A 20,809-nucleotide genomic window follows, 5' to 3' on the forward strand; every position below is an offset into this window, starting at 1 on the left:
CAAACTATGTTATATGCACAAATTTTAGCGGGCGGTAAAGGAACACGAATGGGTAATGTAGGTATGCCAAAACAATTTTTACAATTAGGCAATCGACCAATTATTATTCATACATTAGAGAAATTTGTCTTAAATGATGCCTTTGATGCGATTATTGTTTCTTGTCCAGAAAACTGGATTCAGCACGCCAAAGATATCATCGCCAAATATATTCATGATGACCGGGTCAAAATCATTGCTGGCGGTAAAGAAAGAAATGACACATTGAAAAGTGGGATCGCGTTTATCCATGAATCTTTTGGACAACATGACGATGATGTGATCGTTGTGCATGATGCTGTACGACCATTCATTTCTCGCCGTATCATTGAGGACAATATCCGCTTGTCTAAAACATACAATGCCATTGATACAGTGATCCCTGCTACCGATACGATCGTCCGGGGCAATGGCTCTGAAGTAACAGAAATACCAATCCGAGACGAAATGTATCAAGGTCAAACACCACAAACGTTCAATATCAATGTGTTTTTGGATTGTCTAAATAAACTTTCTGAAGAAGATATCAAAACTTTAAGTGATTCATGTAAAATTTGCTTGCTTTCAGGAGAAAAAGTAGGACTCGTAGAAGGGTCAACTGCCAATATTAAAGTGACTACACCATTTGATTTGAAAATTGCTAAAGCAATCATTGAGGAGAGAGAGTAATGTTAAACCAAGTATATCGATTGGTTTCACCACGTCAATTTGAAACGGTTATCGTTGATGAGAAAATCGAGCAATCAGATTGTATCGTCGTCCGCCCAACCTATCTATCGATCTGTCATGCAGATCAACGCTATTTTACCGGTAGTAGAGATAAGAAAGTCATGAGTCAAAAATTGCCAATGGCATTGATCCATGAAGGAATCGGCGAAGTTATTTTTGATCCGAAGGGCGAGTTCGAAAAAAAACAACGGGTTGTGATGATACCTAACACACCATTTGAAGAGGATCCCGTCATTGAGGAAAATTATTTGCGAAGTACTAAATTTCGCTCTAGCGGCTATGATGGTTATATGCAAGAATATGTATACTTGCGCCGTGATCGAGCAGTGGCTCTTCCAGATAATATTGAATCTGAATTAGCAGCCTTTATTGAGTTGATTTCAGTAGCGATGCACGCAATCAGCCGCTTGGATCAAAAAATGAATGACAATCAACAAGTTTTTGGCGTTTGGGGGGATGGCAATCTTGGCTATATTTCCTCAGTTCTTTTGAAAAATATGTATCCAGATGCTAAATTGATCGTTTTTGGAAAACATAAAGAAAAGCTGGATTATTTTTCATTTGCGGATGAAACATATCAAGTGGATGATATTCCTGCAAATTTAGAAATTTCAAATGCCATTGAGTGTACTGGTGGAATGGGTAGTCAAGATGCAATCAACCAAATTATTGATTTGATCAAGCCACAAGGAGTGATTGCTTTAATGGGAGTTTCTGAACATTATGTCGAAGTAAATACACGGATGATCCTTGAAAAAGGGTTAACTATGATTGGCAGTTCTCGTAGCGGTAGAGAAGCATTTCAAAAGACGGTTGACTTTTTAAGCGCACACGAAGAAACAAGACAACGTTTGGTTAATTTAATAGGCATTCGCAAAACGATTCGCCATTTATCAGATGTTGTTGAATTCTTTGAAGATGATTTAATCAGCAGTTGGGGAAAATCCGTGATGAAATGGGATATCTGATGTGAAAAAAATAAAATTGCTGGTAATAAAATCTTTTTTTCAAATCATTTATCAATATTGTCTCATTTTTTGTAAATTCAATCCCCAAAAAGTTACTTTAGCTACAAATCGCAACCAAGATTTGTTTTCCGGATTGAAAAATTTACAGACTATATTTGAAGAACAATCTAATTATCAAATAAAGGTGATTGCCTTTAAATTTGAAAGAAGTTTGCGCGGCCGGCTCAATTATTTTTATTATTCAATAGTCAGTATGCATGCACTGGCAACTTCTAGATTTTTCATTGTAGATGATTATTATTTTCCGATATACTGTATAAAGAAGAATAAAAAGAATATCGTTGTACAAATTTGGCATGCAATCGGTCATTTGAAAAGGTTTGGACTATCTATTGAAAGCAACAAAAAACAGATCATAAAACCTCATACCAATTATGATTATGCGGTTGTGAATAGTCAGTTAGACATTCCATTTTATGCAGAAGCTTTTGATATGAGACCTGAAGATATATTAGCAATTGGAAGTCCCAAAATTGATCGGCTAATCAATCATAAAATCAATAATGATAAGGTAGACGTTAGAACAGTTTTATATGCACCCACTTTTCGTCGTACGGATGAGGAAAATATTGCGTTAGTCCAAATGTTCATAAAGGAATTTGTACGAGATTTCAAAGATGATATTTTATATGTTTCCTTACATCCATATATGAGAGTCCCAGAATGGCCTATATCGGAGAATGTCCATATTTTTCAAGATAGCAATAGAATCGATGATATTTTATCGCAAGTAGATATTTTAATAACCGACTACTCGTCAGTTATGCTTGAATTCTTTTATTTTGAGAGGCCGGTATTGATTTACGCACCTGATTTTAATGCGTATAAAGATGATTTTGGGTTTTATGTTGATTTTAAATCTTACATTGAAGCACCAATTTTTGACTCTCTTGACAGCTTGATGCTTTATATGAAAAGTGGAGATTATAAAAATAAAACAGATTATATCTTAAAAATGAAAAATAAAATATTTGATTATTATGATGGTCAAAATTCTCAACGATTGTTTGACTTTCTTACCAAGGAAGTAGAGGGGTAATATGAAAATTAGTGTCATTATTCCTGTTTATAATGCAGGAAACTTTATTAAACCAACTTTAGACTCTTTAAAAAATCAGACAATGGATAAATCTGATTTCGAAATTTTAGCAGTTGATGATTTATCAACAGACAACAGTTTGGAGATTCTTGAGTCATATCGCACCGATTTACCCAACCTGCGTATTATAAAAAGAGAAACAAATTCAGGTGGACCGATGGTTCCACGAAATGATGCAATTGAAATGGCTAAAGGGGAATACGTACAATTTTTAGATAATGATGATTATTTAGGTGAGGATGCTTTAAAAAGGCTATATGCTTTTGCTACCGAAAATAATTCGGATGTAATTTTCGGTAAATATAAAGGAATCAATGGTAGAGGAGTACCGAAAAGCCAATTTTTAAAAGGAAATATTGCACATGCAGATATTATTAAAGATAACCTGATCTATACGATTGCTCCGCATAAGATGTTCAGAAGAAAAATGCTGATTGATCAAGACATACGTTTTGAAACGGAAATCAGGCCCGGAGATGAAGATAAACTATTCGTTATGCGTGCCTATCTTGATGCTAAAGTTATTTCTATTCTTAGTGACTATGATTATTATTATGTAGTCAGAAGACCCGGAGAGAACCTGAGTGTAGCATCTATACCTCAGAATCCAGAATTACATTTTATTGCACAAAAAAAAGTATTGCATTATATCGAAAAGAGCAGGTTTGATCAAGCCAAGCAACTAGGTCTTAAGGTTGCTTATGTCAACCGCTTGATTAGTTTTAGTATTCTAAGAGCGTCCATTCTAAATGAAAAATATGAGTACCAATTGAGAAAAAAATACTTTTCGGCAGCAAGAGATTTCTTTCTTCATTATGTCGGTGAATCTGTCATATCTAAGCTAAAAAAAGAACATGCCATCTTTGTTCAAAAAATATGCGAAGACAAAATGGATGAACTCATTGAGTTCGAAAAAGTAAGCAAAAAGCTCAACCAATCTTCCGATTATGAAATCGACAACGGACAGATATACTATCAAATGCAGTATGCAAATGGCTACAAAGAGCGATTGAATGTCAGCTTCTTAAACAAAACGTCAATCTATTTAAACAGTGTAACGGCATTTAAAAAGAAACTCTATATTGGAGCAAGTTTACACCACACCCTCATTGCAAATGATCAGTATCTAATTTGTAAAGAAAGAACTGACGGTCAAGAAATTACAATCAAGGCAGCTGAAATCAATGCAGCCGGAGAAGCCGTATTTATTTTACCAATCAAAAAATTGGAAAATGGGTTAATATGGGATCTTTTTATTGAATCTCATAAGCCTATACATCATCGCAGAAGACTTGGTAAAGATCGAAATTTAAAAAAAATCAATATGCGTATTGACACGAATAAATATCAGTTCACTGCCTATACAACGAAAGACTTTGACAATTTATCCATTAAGAAAGAAAAGGTAAATTAATATGAAAGGTATCATTCTAGCAGGTGGATCAGGGACACGCCTGTATCCCTTAACCAAAGCAACATCCAAACAATTAATGCCGATCTATGACAAACCGATGATCTATTATCCTATGTCGACGTTAATGTTGGCGGGAATTACGGAGATTTTAATTATTTCGACACCGCAAGACACCCCGCGTTTTGAAGAATTATTTGGAGATGGTCATGAATTAGGCATCCACATCGAGTATGCCGTTCAACCAAGTCCAGATGGGTTAGCGCAAGCCTTCATCATCGGCGAAGAATTCATTGGTGATGATAGTGTTTGTTTGATTCTTGGTGACAATATTTATTATGGTGGCGGTTTGTCAAATATGTTGCAGCGAGCAGCTCAAAAAGAACAAGGTGCCACAGTGTTCGGCTACCATGTCACTGATCCTGAACGTTTTGGGGTCGTGGAATTTGACGATGAGATGCAAGCTGTATCGATCGAAGAAAAACCCGATACTCCAAAATCAAATTATGCTGTCACTGGGCTGTATTTTTACGATAAACAAGTCGTAGAAATCGCGAAACAAATCAAACCCTCAGAACGCGGAGAACTTGAAATCACGGATATCAATCAAAAATACCTAGAATTAGGGCAACTATCCGTTGAAGTCATGGGACGCGGGTATGCATGGTTAGATACTGGAACCCATGAGTCATTATTAGAGGCATCAACGTTTATTGAAACAATTGAAAAACGACAAAATTTAAAAGTGGCTTGCTTGGAAGAAATTGCTTATCGCATGGGGTATATCAATCGTGAAGCATTGATCGATTTGGCACAACCACTGAAGAAAAATCAATATGGTCAATATTTATTGAACCTAGCAAAAGAGGCATAACGATGGGAAAATTAAAAGTAACAAAAACAAAATTAGCAGATGTCTTGATAATTGAACCGGCTGTCTTTGGTGATCATCGTGGTTTCTTTACCGAAAGCTATTCGGAAGCTGATTTCAAAGAAGCGGGCATTGGCCATGACTTTGTCCAAGACAATCATTCTTTATCAGTAGAAGCTGGTGTTTTGCGTGGACTGCATTTTCAAAAAGGCGAAGCGGCCCAAACCAAATTGATTCGGGTGGTAAGCGGTGCGGTGTTGGATGTGATCGTAGACATTCGTAAAGGATCTCCTTCCTATGGACAATGGGAAGGCTACATTTTATCCGAAAGTAATCACCGACAATTGTTGGTGCCAAAAGGTTTTGCCCATGGTTTTGTAACCTTGACGCCTAATGTCAATTTCTTGTACAAATGTGATAATTATTACAATGCGCAAGCAGATGCCGGTATTGCCTTTGACGATCCAGATTTGGCAATTGATTGGCCAATCGCCAAAGAACAGGCAATCCTGTCAGAAAAAGACCAACATCATCCGACCTTGAAAGCCTTTGAGGCAGAAAATACCTTCGTCTACGGAGAAATATAAGGAGCGTATTTAATTATGAAACGAATCATTGTAACCGGTGGTGCTGGATTTATCGGCTCCAACTTTGTTCATTACGTCGTGGCGCATCATCCAGATGTCCACATCACGGTTTTGGACAAATTAACGTATGCAGGGAATAAGGACAATTTAGCTGGCTTGCCAGAAGACCGTGTTTCATTGGTGGTGGGGGATATCGCCGATGCAGCATTAGTTGATGAACTGGTCCAACAAACAGATGCGGTCGTCCATTATGCGGCAGAATCCCATAATGATAATTCATTGAAAGATCCATTTCCTTTTGTGCAAACCAACCTGATCGGCACGTATACATTGATTGAAGCTTGTCGAAAGCATCAAGTCCGATATCATCATGTATCGACAGATGAAGTCTATGGGGATCTGCCCCTGAGAGAAGACCTGCCAGGCCAGGGTGAGGGGCCGGGGGAGAAGTTTACCGATCAAACACCATACAATCCATCAAGTCCATATTCATCCACCAAAGCAGGCTCCGATCTCTTGGTCAAAGCTTGGGTACGTTCTTTTGGATTACAAGCAACGCTCTCTAATTGTTCCAACAATTATGGACCGTATCAACACATCGAGAAATTCATCCCTCGTCAAATCACGAATGTATTAAGCGGCATTCGACCTAAATTATATGGCGAAGGCAAAAACGTCCGTGACTGGATCCATACCAATGATCATTCTTCTGCTGTCTGGGCCATCTTGACCAAAGGACGCATCGGAGAAACGTATCTGATCGGTGCCGATGGCGAGGAAGATAACAAAGCAGTGATCGAGTTGATCTTAACATTGATGGGACAATCCAAAGATGCCTATGATCATGTCAATGATCGACCAGGCCATGACTTGCGCTATGCCATCGATGCAACAAAACTAAAAGAAGAGCTGGGCTGGAGACCGCAATTCACCAACTTTAAAGATGGGTTGGCGGATACCATCGAATGGTACCGCAATAATCCCGAATGGTGGCAGGCAGAAAAAGCCCGCGTTGAAGCAAGTTACGCCAAGCAAGGTCAATAATTCAACAAAAAAGCAGGAAGCGAGAATTCCTGCTTTTTTCGAAAGGAAGAGATACATGTATTTAATTACAGGAGGAAACGGCCAATTAGGCACAGAATTACGTCATCTATTGGATGAACAAGGTGCTGCTTATCTATCGACAGATTCCGCTGAGATGGATATCACAGATGTACAAGCTACAATGAATAAAATCAAAGAAATACAACCAACGGTGATCTTTCATTGTGCTGCCTATACTGCGGTGGATAAAGCTGAAGATGAAGGCAAGGAATTAGACGAAAAAATCAACGTCGATGGCACCAACAACGTTGCATTGGCAGCCGAAGCAGTCGGGGCAACCTTGATTTATATCAGTACCGACTATGTCTTTGATGGTACCAAAAAAGACGGGGAATATGCGACGGACGACCAAGTCAATCCGCAAAATGAATATGGCCGGACCAAATTACTAGGTGAGAAAGCCGTGCAATCGATCATGAGCAAGTACTATATTATTCGTACCTCATGGGTCTTTGGTCAATACGGACACAATTTCGTCTTTACCATGCAGCGTTTAGCCAAAGAACACGATACATTGACCGTGGTCAATGATCAGTTCGGCCGTCCTACTTGGACCCGCACCTTGGCGGAATTTATGACCTATGTGATCACAAATGATGCCCCTAAAGGAATCTATCATTTATCCAATGACAATCATTGCTCATGGTACGAATTTGCCAAAGAGATCTTGAAGGAGACAGATGTGTCTGTCAAGCCTGTGACCTCAGCTGAATTTCCACAAAAGGCAACTCGCCCGCAGTATTCGGTGATGGATCTTTCAAAAGCAAAAGAGTTGGGATTTGAAATCCCAACATGGCAAGAGGCATTAAGAATGATGTTGCAAAATATTAGTTAGTTGGTAAAAATTGATTAATCTGTTGTGGCTCTATGACAGCTGAGGTAATTTAGAAAGTTATAATAGGTTTTAGGAAAAGGAGAAAAAATGGGGTTGAAAAAAAAAGTAGCATATTTGTTTAGTGTTCTTATATTAAGTTTAAATGTCGCTGTGCCAACTTTAACAACTGTAGCTGAAACCATAAATATAGATGAGGCAACGACCGGTAGTATTTCTTCTGAAAATGGAATTTCTTCGGATACTACTGAAAGAACAACTGAGAATCCTTCGTATGAAGGCAGTCAATCTAATACAAGCTCAGAATCATCTTCGATGACGAATGAAACAAATCCAACTGTCGATAGTAGTATAGTTGAAGAATCTACCGAAGAATCAATAGTGGATGAAAAAAAATTTTCATTGGATGAAACAATTTTTCCTGACGAAAATTTTCGAAACTATTTAATAGAAAATTTTGATAGTGATCATGATGGTTTCTTTGATGAAGATCCATCTAAAATAACCGAATTAAATTTATCAAATTTAGAAATTTCATCATTAAGCGGCATTGAAACCTTTAAAAATTTAGTTACTCTTGATGTTAGCAAGAATTTTATAGCGGAGATTGATCTAAGCCCATTCGTTCAACTAGAACAATTAGATATTTCTGACAACAAAATTGTATCATTTGATTTATCAAAAAATATCAATCTCACAAAATTTTATGGAGGAACGCAAACCACTTCAATAAGTGCTGACCAAAAAAACGATCTGTATATTGTTGATTTAGAAGATATATTTTCTGATGAACTACCAGAGTATGAGTTGAATGACACTGAATGGCGTTTGCAAGAAGGTTCAACCAAAGAACTTGTTGCTACGGATTTAAGTCCGTTAAGCCTTACAGTGGCAGTTAAAAATTTTAACTCAAACCTAGATGTTCAGACGTATCACTTCACATTGAAAATAGCTGTTGAATCCAAACAAATGACGACTAGGAGCAAAGAGAACAATGAAACGCCTAGTATTTCTTATCAAAGTTATTTGGAGAATGATTCTTGGCAAAGTGTAAAATATGATGGAGAAATTAGTGGTACAACAGGACAATCAAAAAAGATCACAGGTTTCAAAATTTTAAAAACGGGATTAAAAGATCCTGATAGTATCAGTTATCGAGGTCACTTTCAATCAACAGGTTGGGGGAACTGGAGTAGTACCTTAGAAGTCATTGGTGATATTAGTTCCACGCGACAAATGGAGTCTATTCAAATCAATAGTACAAGTCAGGATATTTATTATAGAGTTCATGTCCGAGATCTTGGCTGGCTAGGTTGGGCAAAAAATGGTGAGACTGCTGGTACCACAGGCATGGGTTTGCGGATTGAAGCAATTCAAGTTACTTTTGAAGAACCAGATGATCTATCTACTCCTAGCCTAATGGAATCTGGAACAATCAATAGCTCATATACAAGTTTTGTGGGAAATAGTTGGCAAACTGCAGTAAACAATGGTGCAACATCAGGTACAGTTGGTGAAAAACAACCTGTCCAAAAATTTTCAATGATAACAATCAATGATAAAATATCTGGAAGTGTGCGCTACAGCGGGCTTTCTCAAAATGGATCTTGGTCATCTTATGTAAATGCCGGACAAGAAATTGGTGTGATTGATACGCCATTGGAAGCTATAAAACTTGAACTGACTGGCGACTTAGCCAAATATGCAAATATTTATTATAGAGTACACGTTTCAGGTCTAGGATGGTTAAGTTGGACTAAAAATGGTGCTGAAGCAGGTACAACAGGATTTAATCTAGCAATTGTAGCGATTCAAATCATTGTGAAGCCAAGAAGATTATCTGAGCCAAATCAAGCAGGACAAGCATTTGTTTCTAGTAATACGTTAGGAAAAACTACCATTGACCTCTCATCTCACTCTCAAAGAGTTGGATGGGTAAATACAACAGGAAGCAAAGTCACTGGAGGAACAACAGGAAGAGGCTTGCGCTTAGAGGCTATACAGATCAAATTGGAAAACAGTGAATTTGATGGTGGTATTTCTTACCGGTCACATGTCCAAGGCATTGGCTGGCAAGCTTATCAATCGAATGGTGCGCTATCTGGGACTACTGGACAAGGTAAGAGACTGGAAGCACTTCAGGTAAAACTGACAGGAAAAGCAGCGAGACTCTATGATATTTATTACCGTGTTCACTCACAAACATATGGTTGGCTTGATTGGGCAGTCAATGACCAGAAAGCTGGAACTATTTCTTTGGGTAAACGTGCTGAAGCAGTAGAAATTCAACTGGTTCCTAAAGGTCAAAAAGCACCTGGCTCAACGGAAAAACCTTTTGTTGAAAAAAGTGAGTACCTTTTTGTAATGGGGCATGGGGTTTGGGATCCAGGGGCAGTCGGCAGCGGAACTAACGAACGTGATTTCACACGTAATGAACTGTTACCGTATTTAAGAAAATATGCTGCGAAATTAAAAACGAGTAAAATCAATTTTTATGATACATCAAAGGACATGTATCAGGACACCCAGATCATGGGTGGCGCATATTTAGTTAGTTCAAAAATTTTGTCTGTTACCGAAATCCATTTAGATGCTGGTGGAACCTTATCAACAGGTGGACATGTTATTGTTCATAAAGATCTTGTTCCCTCATTATCGAGTATAGCTATGGCTGAGACTATTCGTCAGCATGTAGGTTGGCACTCTGCTTATGCAAATAATCGAGGATTGAGCTTGCGTAATGACCTATTGAATTTAAGAGTCTTTAAAGATAGAGGAATTGACTATCGACTAACGGAACTTGGATTTATCTCAAATCCTAACGATGTGGCAAAAATCAGGAGAAATATTGATACAATAGCGAAACAATTGATTCAAGACGCAACAGGTGAAAAACTATAATTTTAAAAGAAGCGTTTGAGTAATTTATTAATCATTTCATTCCTCCTAACTTTCGTGTATAATGGTACAAGCCAGTATTACGAAAGTTAGGAGGAGTTGTTTTGAGTAAACAACATCCAGAGGATAAATCCTTTAAAGACGAAGTATTAGGAGCTTTAAAGCAACCTCAATCAGATCAAACCCAGGAAGACCAAGGTTTGAACGAGCGTCCTATTCAACAGCCTCAAGAAGAGGTGGGTTCGCGAACTGCAAGTGGAAAGACCAAAAATAAAAAAGCAAAGCAAACTGCTGCAAGTCGTAGGGCAGCAGTAGAAGAAGTACCCATAGCTGAAGGTGGAGAAACGCAATTGCGCAAGCAGCAACGCAAAAAAGAAGACCGAATTGTCAATCGGATCGTTTTGATCGTAGTCCTTGCTTTGCTCGTTATCGGTGGAGTTTTAGGATTTTCAATGTATCGTTATGTATCATCCGGGCTACAGCCTTTGAATCCTGATGACACGGAAACTGTCGCTGTTGAGATCCCTAGTGGATCGTCCAACAAAGCAATTGGAGAAATATTGGAAGAAGACAATATCATTAAGAGTGGTATGATCTTTAACTATTATACGAAATTCAATAATTTAACTGGATTTCAAGCGGGAAATTATCATTTTTCTCCTAGTATGACATTGGATCAAATATCGAAGATGTTACAAAATGGCGAAGGTTCGGTCACCTCTGATGCAAAAGTGACGATTCCAGAAGGATTTGATGTGGATCAAATCGGTGATGCTCTAGCGGAAGCAACAAATATCTCGAAAGACGATTTCTTAGCTTTGATGGAAAGCGATGAGTTCTTTGAAAAAATGAAAGAAACCTATCCTGAGCTTTTAGCAAGTGCCGGCGATGCGCAAGGCGTGCGTTACCGACTAGAAGGATACTTGTTCCCAGCGACGTATGACTACTATACAGGGAATACCCTAGAAGAAGTCGTTACCCAAATGGTGGATAAATCAAATTCAGTCTTGTCCAAATATTTCGATCAAATTGCTCAAAAAGAAATGACGGTCCAAGAAGTCCTTACATTGGCTTCACTTGTTGAAAAAGAGGGTAGTAAGCTAGAAGATCGTAAAAATATCGCACAGGTATTCTTCAATCGTTTAGCGATTGATATGCCGCTGCAATCGGATATTTCGATTCTATATGCGTTAGGTGAGCACAAAGAGCTAGTCACTTATGAGGACACTCAAGTTGACTCTCCTTATAATCTCTATGTGCAAACTGGCTACGGACCTGGACCATTCAACAATCCAAGCGAAGCAGCGATCCAAGCTGTCTTAGATCCAACACCGAACAACTACTATTATTTCGTTGCTGACATTCAAACCCAAGAAGTTTACTTTGCGGAAACCTATGAACAGCATATGCAATTAGTGGAACAATATGTAAACAATACCTCAAATTAAATTTTCATAGGTTTATAGTTTACATTTAAAAAAAAGCATGGTAATCTTTTGTGGACTCATCGCAAAAGATTACCTTTTGCGATTTATTAGAAGTTACTAAAAGGAGAAAAGAACTATGGTAGAAAAAGTTTACCCAATGACACTTGAAGGAAAAGAAAAGCTAGAACAAGAATTAGAAGAATTGAAAACGGTAAAACGCGGGGAAATCATTGAACGTATCAAGGTAGCCCGCAGTTTTGGCGATTTATCCGAAAACTCCGAGTATGAGTCTGCAAAAGATGAACAAGCGTTTGTCGAAGGCCGAATCACTACTTTAGAAAATATGATTCGTTTTGCAGAGATCATTGATAATGAGGGTGTAGACTCTGATGAAGTTTCCATCGGAAAAACTGTGATTTTTGTTGAGTTGCCTGATGGTGACGAAGAAGAGTACATGATCGTTGGTAGTGCTGAAGCAGATCCGTTTTCTGGTAAAATTTCCAATGATTCACCAATCGCTCGTGCCTTGATTGGGAAAAAAGTCAATGATGAAGTGACGATCTCAACGCCAGGCGGAGATATGCAAGTGAGAATCACAGAAGTAAAGAAAAGCTAATTGCTTGATCACTCGATCAAACTAGTTGACCCTGTTGTTCATTCTCCTTAAGGGAATTTGATCAAACAGGGTCTTTTTTCGGACCAGCGACGGATGGACAAACCATTTTTTTCGGGTATGATAAAGTAGAATTACTAGGAGGAGGAGCTTGAATGAAAAGTCCTTGGCGTTTTTTCTTTATTGTTGAAGCGCTCTTACTGCTTTTTGCGGTATGGCAAATTTTATCTAATCCGCCATTATTATTTTTATTAATACTTGGTGTGACGTGCTTGGTTCTGGTGAACCGAAGTGAGCGAAAGAGCAATTTTAAAAATTTCTTGATGGTCTCAAGTTCCATTGCTATTTTGATCAGTTTGTTAAATAGTCCAGCATTGTGGCTGATGCTGATTTTTGCGATTTTATTTATTGGATTAAAAGGAGTCGAGATTACCGGAATCGATTTGACTAAAAATTCCTTCTGGCGCAAAAAACAAATGATCATCGTTGAAACCGAAGAACCAAAAGCGGATCATCCGTTGAAACAAAAACAGCAGTGGTTAGGCAATGAACGAATCGGCAGTCAAGTTTATGAATGGGATGACATCAATTTAGATATTTTGACGGGAGACACTTTCATTGATCTAGGCAACACTTTATTGCCTAAGAAAGAAAACGTCGTGATCGTACGAAAAGGCTTTGGCAGAACTCGTATTTTAGTGCCTGCTGGCATAGCAATCAAATTAGAGCACAGTACTTTTATTGGCTCCGTTATCTTTGAAGGTGAAGAAACGAGCTTGAAAAATGAAAAAGTGACGATCTACAGCCCCGATTATGGCGAAAATAGTCGGCGTTTGAAAATTTTAACGAATACCCTTGTTGGTGATGTTGAGGTGATTCGGGTATGATCGGGAAATTTTCAAGAGGCATGATCGCGTTTTATGCAGGCTTAGCAAGTTTTTTTACCATGATTTTGATGTTGTTCTCCTATTTGTATGCCAGTGGGAAAAATAATTGGCTGATAGAAGTCTTTCAAATCAAGCTCTTCTTTATCCCGATCGTCTTTCACTTACTTGTAATATCTGCATTGATTGCTTTAGCTGTCTTTTTACTGATTTCTTTTTTCCGCAACCGTCAATACGGTCCGGTGGAAGAAAAGCTAAGACTGTTAGCCAGCGGCTATATCGATAGCCCTTTATTGGAAACAAAGATCCCCCATGCGTCTGAAAACCATTTGATTGCGAATGTGGATCGTGATATTGCCAGTATCCAATCGAAGATGAAACAGATGTCGATGGAATTACAGCAATTGAATGCGAAACCGCAGTTTGTTGATGGTCAGACGAAAGAAGAGATTTTAGAAGCAGAAAGGCAGCGTCTGGCGCGTGAATTGCACGACTCTGTTTCTCAACAGCTGTTTGCCGCCATGATGATGATGTCTGCACTAAATGAGCAAGCGATTCGAACAGATGCTCCAGAAAGTCAAAAGAAACAGTTAGCGATGGTCACAGACATTATCAATGCTTCGCAATCTGAAATGCGGGCGCTCTTGCTTCATCTACGACCTGTAACTTTGGAAGGGAAGAGTCTAAAGCAAGGAATCGAGCAATTGTTAAAGGAATTAGAGACCAAAATCAAAATTCTATTGACTTGGGATATTGAAGACTTTACGATGCCTAGTTCGATTGAAGATCAACTCTTTCGTGTGATCCAAGAACTCTTGTCTAATACACTGCGTCACGCGAAAGCTGATGAGTTAGAAGTTTACTTGCATCGCATCGATAATAACGTGTTATTGCGGGTGATCGATGACGGGGTTGGCTTTGATACCCAAGATCAAAAAGCCGGCAGCTATGGCTTAATGAATATCCGAGAACGGGTGAGTGCCGTTGGTGGTACGTTGAAAATTATTAGTTTTAAAAAGCAAGGAACCAGCATTGAAATCAAAGTTCCATTGTTGAAGGAGGCATAACGGATGATAAACGTGTTGTTAGTTGATGACCATGAAATGGTTCGTCTGGGGGTATCTTCTTACTTATCGATTCAAGACGATATAGAAGTGATTGGGGAAGCGGAAAATGGCCGAGTAGGGTATGAAAAGGCCTTGGAGCTGCGACCAGACGTGATTTTGATGGACTTAGTGATGGATGAAATGGATGGGATCGAATCTACGAAATTGATTTTAAAGGATTGGCCGGATGCAAAAATCATTATTGTCACTAGTTTTATTGATGACGAGAAAGTCTATCCAGCTATTGAAGCGGGTGCGGCCGGTTATCTGTTAAAGACGTCTACTGCTCATGAGATTGCGGAAGCCATTCGTGCCACCCAGCGAGGAGAGCGGGTCTTAGAACCCGAAGTCACCACGAAAATGATGGATCGTTTGACGAATCGGACACCAATCCTACATGAAGATTTGACCAATCGGGAACAAGAAGTGTTACTGTTGATCGCCGAAGGAAAGAGTAACCAAGAGATTGCGGATTCGCTCTTTATTACCTTGAAAACTGTTAAGACACATGTATCGAATATCTTATCAAAATTGGAAGTTGAAGATCGTACACAAGCGACAATATATGCTTTTAAACACGGTTTGATAAAATAAATTCTCGATAATTATGCCTCCTCATGGTCAGTTGAGGAGGTTTTTGTTATACTAAATTATGATCTGGTAAAAAAGGAGCGTTTGTGGTGAAGCAAAATTATGCAATAATCGGTCTGGGCCGTTTTGGTGGCAGTATTTGTCGCACGTTGATTGAATCTGGTCAAGAAGTACTGGCCATCGATAGCAATGAAGATCGGGTGAATGAGTACATGAATATCGCCACCCATGCGGTGGTCGGCAATGCACAAGATGAGATGACCTTGCGTTCACTAGGGATTCGTAACTTTGACCATGTGATCGTTGCGATCGGTGAAGATATTCAAGCCAGTATATTGGTCACACTGATGGTTAAAGAAATGGGTGTTCCTAATATCTTAGCCAAAGCCCAAAACGAATACCATGCCCGTGTACTGGAAAAACTCGGCGCAGACCGTGTCGTCCATCCTGAACGTGATATGGGGATTCGCATCGCCCATAACCTAGTTTCCAAAAATATCTTAGATTATATTGAACTATCTGACGAATTTTCTCTAGCAGAGATTCGCGTGTCCAATCCACGCTTTTTCAATAAATCCTTGATTGAGCTGAATTTTCGACAAAAGTATGGTCTGACAGTCGTTGCGATTCGTCGGGGACCAGGACAAGTGATCGTTTCGCCTGATGCAGAGGCAATCGTGCGTGAAAATGACAATTTACTCGTGATCGGCAATACAGATGATGTAGATATACTCGATGAACATATGAATGATTAGGAGTGAAGAAAATGAACTTAACAATAAGTCCTGAAGCAATGCAATGGTTCAAAAAAGAGTTGGTGGTAGACCAAGGAAGCGGGATTCGTTTTTTTGGAAAAATTTATGGCAAGACACAAGTGCATGACGGATTTTCCGTGGGGATGTCAGTCGATAAACCAGAACGTCCGATCGTTGAACAAACCATTGACGGCTTGCTTTTTTTTATTGATGAAGCGGATGAGTGGTTTTTCAAAGGCTATAATCTGACAGTTGATTATGATCAAACGTTGGATGAACCGAAGTACGATTTTAGTGAAGATAAAAAATAATGTGGATTCGGTCATAGCTGACCGGCTTTCCACGATTGGCTCTAGGAGATGAAACCGATGTTATCAATTGTTGTACCTTGTTTTAATGAAGAGGCGAGCTTGCCGATATTCTTTGAGGAAACAGAAAAGGTGAAGAAACATTTAAACATGCCTTTTGAATATATTTTTGTTAATGACGGCTCTTCAGATCAAACACTACCTGTTTTAAAAGCGTTATATCGTGCCCACCCCGAAAGTGTTCGCTATTTATCTTTTTCGAGAAACTTTGGCAAAGAAGCTGCACTTTATGCAGGCTTACAAGCGGCGAAAGGCGATTTTGTCACTGTGATGGACGCAGATCTACAAGACCCGCCGACATTACTGCCAGAAATGTTTGCGATGCTGGAAGCAAAACCAGAGCTTGATTGTGTGGGGACTAGACGGGCGGATCGCAAAGGAGAACCGAAGATCCGTAGTTTTTTCTCAGATGCTTTTTATAATATTATCAACAAGATTGCCGATACCGAAATGGTAAATGGTGCCCGAGATTTTCGCTTGATGCGCCGTAATATGGTAGATGCCGTTTTACAACTGTCAGAGTACAATCGCTTTTCAAAAGGGATCTTCAGTTGGGTCGGCTTTGATACAGAGTACATCGCCTATGAGAATCGAGAACGAGTAGCGGGTGAGACTTCGTGGTCATTTTGGAAACTATTTCAATATTCGATCGACGGGATTGTCAACTTTTCGGATACCCCTCTGAACATTGCTTCGTTTATTGGGGCGCTTTCTTGCTTGGGCTCTCTGATTGCTTTGGTATTTATTGTGATCAGAACCTTTATCTTTGGTGATCCAACAACTGGTTGGCCATCGATGGTTAGCATTTTCTTATTTGTGGGCGGCTTGCAATTGCTTTGTTTGGGAATCATCGGGAAATATATTGGGAAAATTTTCTTAGAAACCAAAAATAGACCGTTATATTTCTTGAAAGAAACTGAAAAAGACCAAGAAAAACAACGATAAATTAAAAGTGTACAATCTGAAGGTTTCGCCTCCAACTGTACACTTTTTTTGCGGAAAGAATTTGTTAGTAGCCTTTATCCAAGTTTATCTCATTTTTTTCAAGTTCTTGTTTCGCCAAAAATTGTTGGAGATTCGCTAAGAAAATGGCCATAAATGCCTTTTGAAAATGGGGCGTATGCCCTGAGATATGGGGGGTTATCAAAAGGTTCTCGATGAGCCATAACGGATCATTCTCGGGCAATGGCTCTTCTTCAAAAACATCCAGTGCGGCAAATGCCAGCTGCTTTTTTTCTAGGGCTTTTGCTAATGCAGTGGTATCCACACTAGGCCCGCGGCCGACATTATAAAAGGAAGCACTAGGTTTCATTTGGGCAAAAAAAGCTGCATCATACAAGTGAGTGGTTTCTTCCGTCAGAGGAAGGATGTTGATGACGCAATCGGCGGTTTTTGCGCAAGCGTGTAAGTCAGATAACGCAAACGTTTTATCAAAACCCGCCACCTCATGCCCGCTAGTATTGATACCAATGGGACTTACACCAAAAAAGGTCAATGCTTGAGCTAACTTTTGACCAATTTGTCCCGTACCAACGATCAAAATTTCTTGGTCCGACAATTTTGTATAGGGAATCGTATTCGGTGACCATTGCTGTTTTCTTTGTTGTTGGATTGCTTGGAAAATCCCGCGGTTTTCCATAAATAGTAGAGCCAATAGATGGTCTGTAATCGATTCAGCATGGATGCCGCTACCATTAGATAAGCGAATGCCGTATTTCGCAAACTCTTTTAAGGGTAAGGTGTCTACGCCAGCTGAAATTGCTTGGACCCATTTCAAATTTGTTTTCTCCGTTAGTAGGTAGTCCTTCCATTCGGGCTTCCAACCGATGGTAATTTCTACTTGTGACCAATCAATTGCTTGGTCCTTTCTGTACACAAGAAATTGATAGTCTTTTTCGATTTGTTTCACGTATGTGTCGCGAAACTCTCGAGTGGCTAAGATTATTTTTTTCATTGCCAAGCCTCCTTTTAACTTAAGTGTAGCAAAGAATGAGAAAAAAACCATGTTCAAGGAATTGAACATGGCCCAGATTAGGTTTTAAACTGAATTTTTGGAGAATGTTTGACCCCTTGTGTGAATAAGAATAAAGAACCAAACAAAATAAAGGTGGTTGCATCGAAGGAAGGCAATAGTAGTTGTACGATTACACTAATAAGCGTAGGCAATGCAGCACTTACGATCAGAATCTTTAAATTTTCAAAGAAAGTATAGGAGAATTGTTTTAATTTTGTATAGATCGTTGCAATAAAGGTCCCCATCATTAAGGTGATTAGCAAGCTAACAAATGATGGATACAATGCAACAAAAAAGACAATGAGTTTGATTATCCATGGGATCGCTTGGTTGGATAGCGCTTCTCGAATCGCCTGACCGTTAAGATTGCGCAGCGCAGGCTCACTGTAATCAAATTCTAATTGATTAGAATCTAACATTGACGTCGATAAGCCAGAAGAGGGGATACGGATGACCAGCTGATCTTTTAACAAGCCAACAGCGATGACAGAGCCAGTGACATCAGATGCAATATCTGCTGGCGTACGGTTGCCATCTGGATCGAAAGTAAAGATGATCGAATCGGTTTGATAAATGAAACCTTGCGTACCCGGCGCTGTAGCAAGCTTGCCATTTTCGATCGTAAAATCTGGGATCGATTCTCCAATTTTTTGTCCGTCTGCTTGCACATCGCGAAAGACACCTAATACATTGATGGTCATCGGTACCGCGATAAGCACGGAGGCGCTTAATAGAAAAACGATTACTTTGGAAAATTCTGCTTTTTTGACAAATTTTAAATCAGGTATTCGGAAAAAAGCAATTTTAAATAGTTGGACGATAGTCATTTGCTGATGAACTCCTTTGTGGTATAACTAGAGTAATTGTAACGAAGGGTTCTTTGAATTACAAGGAATTCACAAAAAAAGAACCAATAATCGAATGAATGAATAAATAAAGAAATGAAAGTAGGCAAAAGAATGCAAAAGTACAACGAATACAAGCAGTTCTTGCAGCAAAAAAAGTTGTGGGAGCCGATTACGTATTTATTTTTTGGTGGATTAACGACCTTAGTCAACATTGTCGTCTACCTCGTTTTTCGTGAAGGATTTGGTTTTTATTACCAGACAGCGAATGTGATTTCCTGGATTGCTTCTGTTTTGTTCGCCTACTTTACAAATAAGTTATGGGTCTTTGAAGCAAAAACCGAGACAAAGCAAGAGTCATGGGCGGCATTTGGGAAGTTCATTTTCTTTCGCGTCTTATCATTAGGCTTAGATATGCTTTGTATGTATCTATTTATTTCAATTTTGGCAACCGGCGATCTAGTTGCCAAGCTGGTCACCCAAGTTGTTGTTGTTTTGGCAAACTATGTGTTTAGTAAATTTTTGATTTTCAATACGAAAAAAAGTGAGAAAAAGTAAGCATATTTTTTGAACAAAGTCTGATAGTCTGATAATGTTACTTATGTAAACATTATCATTGAGGAGGAATTTTTTTATGACTTACACATTACCAGATTTACCTTACGCATACGATGCATTAGAACCATACATTGATGAAGAAACGATGCATTTGCATCATGATAAACACCATAACACTTATGTAACAAACTTAAACGCAGCGATTGAAAAACATCCTGAGTTAGGTGAAAAAACAGTTGAAGATTTATTAGCTGACTTTTCTTCTGTACCAGAAGATATTCAAACAGCAGTTCGTAACAATGGTGGCGGCCATGCCAACCACACGTTCTTCTGGGAAATCTTAGGCCCAAATGCTGGTGGCGAACCTACTGGAGCCATCAAAGAGGCAATTGAAGAAACTTTTGGCAGCTTTGAAGACTTTAAAGAAGAATTTAAAACTGCTGCAACCGGACGTTTTGGTTCAGGTTGGGCATGGTTAGTCGTGAAAGATGGTAAACTAGCGATTACTTCAACAGCGAATCAAGATTCACCATTGATGGATGGTCAAACACCTGTTTTAGGTTTAGATGTTTGGGAACATGCGTATTACTTGAAATACAAAAATGTTCGTCCAGATTACATCAATGCTTTCTGGAGTGTTGTTAACTGGGACAAAGTAAACGAATATTTCGCAAAAGCTTAAACAATTTACTTGAAAGAAGCCTGCTAAAAGGCTTCTTTTTTTGTGGATAGAAAGAATCGTTTTGATATTGCTAACGCTTACATAATCCGCTATAATAAAGGCGACGGAATCGTCGGATTATAATTATTGGAGGCTTTACACACTATGGAACATGGGAAAGTAAAATGGTTCAACAACGAAAAAGGGTTTGGTTTTATTACAGTTGACGGTGGCGATGATGTATTTGTTCACTTTTCTGCCATTCAAGGAGACGGTTTTAAATCACTTGAAGAAGGTCAAGAAGTTGAATTTACGATCGTTGAAGGTGCCCGCGGACCGCAAGCAGCGGAAGTGACCAAAGTCTAAAATCAAGTAGACTGTAGACAAAG

22 protein-coding genes are annotated in these 20,809 nt (G+C 39.0%); 20 read left to right on the forward strand and 2 right to left on the reverse strand.

Annotation, left to right across the window (positions count from 1 at the left end):
* Window positions 1–6 precede the first annotated feature (6 nt).
* The 17 genes from IGJ26_RS05880 (at window position 7) to IGJ26_RS05960 (ending at window position 17,287) form a co-directional block, all read left to right on the forward strand.
* Entirely contained in the window at window positions 7–708 is a 702-nt protein-coding gene (locus IGJ26_RS05880; protein ID WP_194195322.1) for an IspD/TarI family cytidylyltransferase, read from the forward strand.
* Window positions 708–1,736: a ribitol-5-phosphate dehydrogenase gene (locus tag IGJ26_RS05885; protein WP_087627731.1), complete on the forward strand. Its 1,029-nt coding sequence runs from the start codon at window positions 708–710 to the stop codon at window positions 1,734–1,736. The genes IGJ26_RS05880 and IGJ26_RS05885 overlap by 1 nt, the downstream gene beginning before the upstream one ends.
* A 1-nt stretch (window position 1,737) precedes the next feature.
* The gene (locus tag IGJ26_RS05890) at window positions 1,738–2,835 is read left to right on the forward strand and encodes a CDP-glycerol glycerophosphotransferase family protein (RefSeq protein ID WP_430599951.1); all 1,098 of its coding nucleotides are present in this window, start codon (window positions 1,738–1,740) and stop codon (window positions 2,833–2,835) included.
* A 1-nt stretch (window position 2,836) separates the two neighbouring features.
* The gene (locus IGJ26_RS05895; RefSeq protein WP_430599952.1) at window positions 2,837–4,309 is read left to right on the forward strand and encodes a glycosyltransferase; all 1,473 of its coding nucleotides are present in this window, start codon (window positions 2,837–2,839) and stop codon (window positions 4,307–4,309) included.
* Window position 4,310: 1 nt separating this feature from the next.
* The gene (gene rfbA, locus IGJ26_RS05900) at window positions 4,311–5,180 is read left to right on the forward strand and encodes a glucose-1-phosphate thymidylyltransferase RfbA (protein ID WP_087627728.1); all 870 of its coding nucleotides are present in this window, start codon (window positions 4,311–4,313) and stop codon (window positions 5,178–5,180) included.
* A 2-nt stretch (window positions 5,181–5,182) separates the two neighbouring features.
* Window positions 5,183–5,764: a dTDP-4-dehydrorhamnose 3,5-epimerase gene (gene rfbC / locus IGJ26_RS05905; RefSeq protein WP_430599953.1), complete on the forward strand. Its 582-nt coding sequence runs from the start codon at window positions 5,183–5,185 to the stop codon at window positions 5,762–5,764.
* A 15-nt stretch (window positions 5,765–5,779) separates the two neighbouring features.
* Window positions 5,780–6,808 (forward strand): dTDP-glucose 4,6-dehydratase, encoded by a 1,029-nt coding sequence (rfbB, locus tag IGJ26_RS05910; RefSeq protein ID WP_275626607.1) that lies wholly within the window; start codon window positions 5,780–5,782, stop codon window positions 6,806–6,808.
* A gap of 55 nt (window positions 6,809–6,863) precedes the next feature.
* On the forward strand, window positions 6,864–7,703 hold the full coding sequence (rfbD, locus tag IGJ26_RS05915) for a dTDP-4-dehydrorhamnose reductase (RefSeq protein WP_430599954.1): 840 nt from the start codon (window positions 6,864–6,866) through the stop codon (window positions 7,701–7,703).
* A gap of 87 nt (window positions 7,704–7,790) precedes the next feature.
* Complete coding sequence (locus tag IGJ26_RS05920) at window positions 7,791–10,601, forward strand: N-acetylmuramoyl-L-alanine amidase (protein ID WP_430599955.1); 2,811 nt, start codon at window positions 7,791–7,793, stop codon at window positions 10,599–10,601.
* A 101-nt stretch (window positions 10,602–10,702) separates the two neighbouring features.
* Window positions 10,703–12,046, forward strand: a complete 1,344-nt coding sequence (gene mltG / locus IGJ26_RS05925) for an endolytic transglycosylase MltG (protein WP_430599956.1) — start codon at window positions 10,703–10,705, stop codon at window positions 12,044–12,046.
* Between the two features lie 115 nt (window positions 12,047–12,161).
* The gene (gene greA / locus IGJ26_RS05930; protein WP_005229556.1) at window positions 12,162–12,641 is read left to right on the forward strand and encodes a transcription elongation factor GreA; all 480 of its coding nucleotides are present in this window, start codon (window positions 12,162–12,164) and stop codon (window positions 12,639–12,641) included.
* Between the two features lie 152 nt (window positions 12,642–12,793).
* Entirely contained in the window at window positions 12,794–13,525 is a 732-nt protein-coding gene (gene liaF, locus IGJ26_RS05935; RefSeq protein WP_010749367.1) for a cell wall-active antibiotics response protein LiaF, read from the forward strand.
* A complete protein-coding gene (locus IGJ26_RS05940; RefSeq protein WP_430599957.1) occupies window positions 13,522–14,589 on the forward strand; it encodes a sensor histidine kinase in 1,068 nt (355 codons plus the stop codon). The genes liaF and IGJ26_RS05940 overlap by 4 nt, the downstream gene beginning before the upstream one ends.
* Before the next feature lie 3 nt (window positions 14,590–14,592).
* Window positions 14,593–15,222, forward strand: coding sequence for a response regulator transcription factor (locus IGJ26_RS05945; RefSeq protein WP_077452576.1), 630 nt, complete (start codon window positions 14,593–14,595; stop codon window positions 15,220–15,222).
* Window positions 15,223–15,308: 86 nt separating this feature from the next.
* Window positions 15,309–15,974, forward strand: a complete 666-nt coding sequence (locus IGJ26_RS05950) for a potassium channel family protein (RefSeq protein ID WP_005229566.1) — start codon at window positions 15,309–15,311, stop codon at window positions 15,972–15,974.
* Window positions 15,975–15,985: 11 nt separating this feature from the next.
* Window positions 15,986–16,285 carry a HesB/YadR/YfhF family protein gene (locus IGJ26_RS05955; protein ID WP_008379609.1) on the forward strand — a complete coding sequence of 100 codons (300 nt, stop codon included), beginning with the start codon at window positions 15,986–15,988 and terminating at the stop codon, window positions 16,283–16,285.
* A gap of 57 nt (window positions 16,286–16,342) precedes the next feature.
* Complete coding sequence (locus IGJ26_RS05960; protein WP_430599958.1) at window positions 16,343–17,287, forward strand: glycosyltransferase family 2 protein; 945 nt, start codon at window positions 16,343–16,345, stop codon at window positions 17,285–17,287.
* Between the two features lie 64 nt (window positions 17,288–17,351).
* On the opposite strand, the gene IGJ26_RS05965 is transcribed toward IGJ26_RS05960, so the two are convergent.
* Both IGJ26_RS05965 and IGJ26_RS05970 read right to left on the reverse strand, forming a co-directional pair.
* Window positions 17,352–18,347, reverse strand: a complete 996-nt coding sequence (locus IGJ26_RS05965) for a phosphoglycerate dehydrogenase (protein WP_140965550.1) — start codon at window positions 18,345–18,347, stop codon at window positions 17,352–17,354.
* Between the two features lie 26 nt (window positions 18,348–18,373).
* Entirely contained in the window at window positions 18,374–19,183 is an 810-nt protein-coding gene (locus IGJ26_RS05970) for a DUF1189 domain-containing protein (protein WP_430599959.1), read from the reverse strand.
* Between the two features lie 132 nt (window positions 19,184–19,315).
* Between IGJ26_RS05970 and IGJ26_RS05975 the strand changes: the two genes are divergently transcribed.
* From IGJ26_RS05975 to IGJ26_RS05985, 3 genes are all read left to right on the forward strand, one after another.
* The gene (locus IGJ26_RS05975) at window positions 19,316–19,759 is read left to right on the forward strand and encodes a GtrA family protein (protein WP_430599960.1); all 444 of its coding nucleotides are present in this window, start codon (window positions 19,316–19,318) and stop codon (window positions 19,757–19,759) included.
* Between the two features lie 76 nt (window positions 19,760–19,835).
* Entirely contained in the window at window positions 19,836–20,441 is a 606-nt protein-coding gene (locus IGJ26_RS05980) for a superoxide dismutase (RefSeq protein WP_430599961.1), read from the forward strand.
* Between the two features lie 144 nt (window positions 20,442–20,585).
* Complete coding sequence (locus IGJ26_RS05985; protein WP_005229578.1) at window positions 20,586–20,786, forward strand: cold-shock protein; 201 nt, start codon at window positions 20,586–20,588, stop codon at window positions 20,784–20,786.
* Window positions 20,787–20,809 lie beyond the last annotated feature (23 nt).

It is taken from the genome of Enterococcus sp. AZ095a (assembly GCF_050546735.1).
Taxonomy (GTDB): domain Bacteria; phylum Bacillota; class Bacilli; order Lactobacillales; family Enterococcaceae; genus Enterococcus_D; species Enterococcus_D entomosocium.

Excerpts from the sequence above, each read along its gene's own strand:
- IGJ26_RS05880 (WP_194195322.1), top strand. The coding sequence starts at position 7 with ATGTTATATGCACAAATTTTAGCGGGCGGTAAAGGAACACGAATGGGT.
- IGJ26_RS05885 (WP_087627731.1), top strand. The coding sequence starts at position 708 with ATGTTAAACCAAGTATATCGATTGGTTTCACCACGTCAATTTGAAACG.
- IGJ26_RS05895 (WP_430599952.1), top strand. The coding sequence starts at position 2,837 with ATGAAAATTAGTGTCATTATTCCTGTTTATAATGCAGGAAACTTTATT.
- rfbA (WP_087627728.1), top strand. The coding sequence starts at position 4,311 with ATGAAAGGTATCATTCTAGCAGGTGGATCAGGGACACGCCTGTATCCC.
- rfbC (WP_430599953.1), top strand. The coding sequence starts at position 5,183 with ATGGGAAAATTAAAAGTAACAAAAACAAAATTAGCAGATGTCTTGATA.
- rfbB (WP_275626607.1), top strand. The coding sequence starts at position 5,780 with ATGAAACGAATCATTGTAACCGGTGGTGCTGGATTTATCGGCTCCAAC.
- rfbD (WP_430599954.1), top strand. The coding sequence starts at position 6,864 with ATGTATTTAATTACAGGAGGAAACGGCCAATTAGGCACAGAATTACGT.
- IGJ26_RS05920 (WP_430599955.1), top strand. The coding sequence starts at position 7,791 with ATGGGGTTGAAAAAAAAAGTAGCATATTTGTTTAGTGTTCTTATATTA.
- greA (WP_005229556.1), top strand. The coding sequence starts at position 12,162 with ATGGTAGAAAAAGTTTACCCAATGACACTTGAAGGAAAAGAAAAGCTA.
- liaF (WP_010749367.1), top strand. The coding sequence starts at position 12,794 with ATGAAAAGTCCTTGGCGTTTTTTCTTTATTGTTGAAGCGCTCTTACTG.
- IGJ26_RS05940 (WP_430599957.1), top strand. The coding sequence starts at position 13,522 with ATGATCGGGAAATTTTCAAGAGGCATGATCGCGTTTTATGCAGGCTTA.
- IGJ26_RS05945 (WP_077452576.1), top strand. The coding sequence starts at position 14,593 with ATGATAAACGTGTTGTTAGTTGATGACCATGAAATGGTTCGTCTGGGG.
- IGJ26_RS05955 (WP_008379609.1), top strand. The coding sequence starts at position 15,986 with ATGAACTTAACAATAAGTCCTGAAGCAATGCAATGGTTCAAAAAAGAG.
- IGJ26_RS05960 (WP_430599958.1), top strand. The coding sequence starts at position 16,343 with ATGTTATCAATTGTTGTACCTTGTTTTAATGAAGAGGCGAGCTTGCCG.
- IGJ26_RS05965 (WP_140965550.1), bottom strand. The coding sequence starts at position 18,347 with ATGGTTTTTTTCTCATTCTTTGCTACACTTAAGTTAAAAGGAGGCTTG.
- IGJ26_RS05970 (WP_430599959.1), bottom strand. The coding sequence starts at position 19,183 with ATGACTATCGTCCAACTATTTAAAATTGCTTTTTTCCGAATACCTGAT.
- IGJ26_RS05975 (WP_430599960.1), top strand. The coding sequence starts at position 19,316 with ATGCAAAAGTACAACGAATACAAGCAGTTCTTGCAGCAAAAAAAGTTG.
- IGJ26_RS05980 (WP_430599961.1), top strand. The coding sequence starts at position 19,836 with ATGACTTACACATTACCAGATTTACCTTACGCATACGATGCATTAGAA.
- IGJ26_RS05985 (WP_005229578.1), top strand. The coding sequence starts at position 20,586 with ATGGAACATGGGAAAGTAAAATGGTTCAACAACGAAAAAGGGTTTGGT.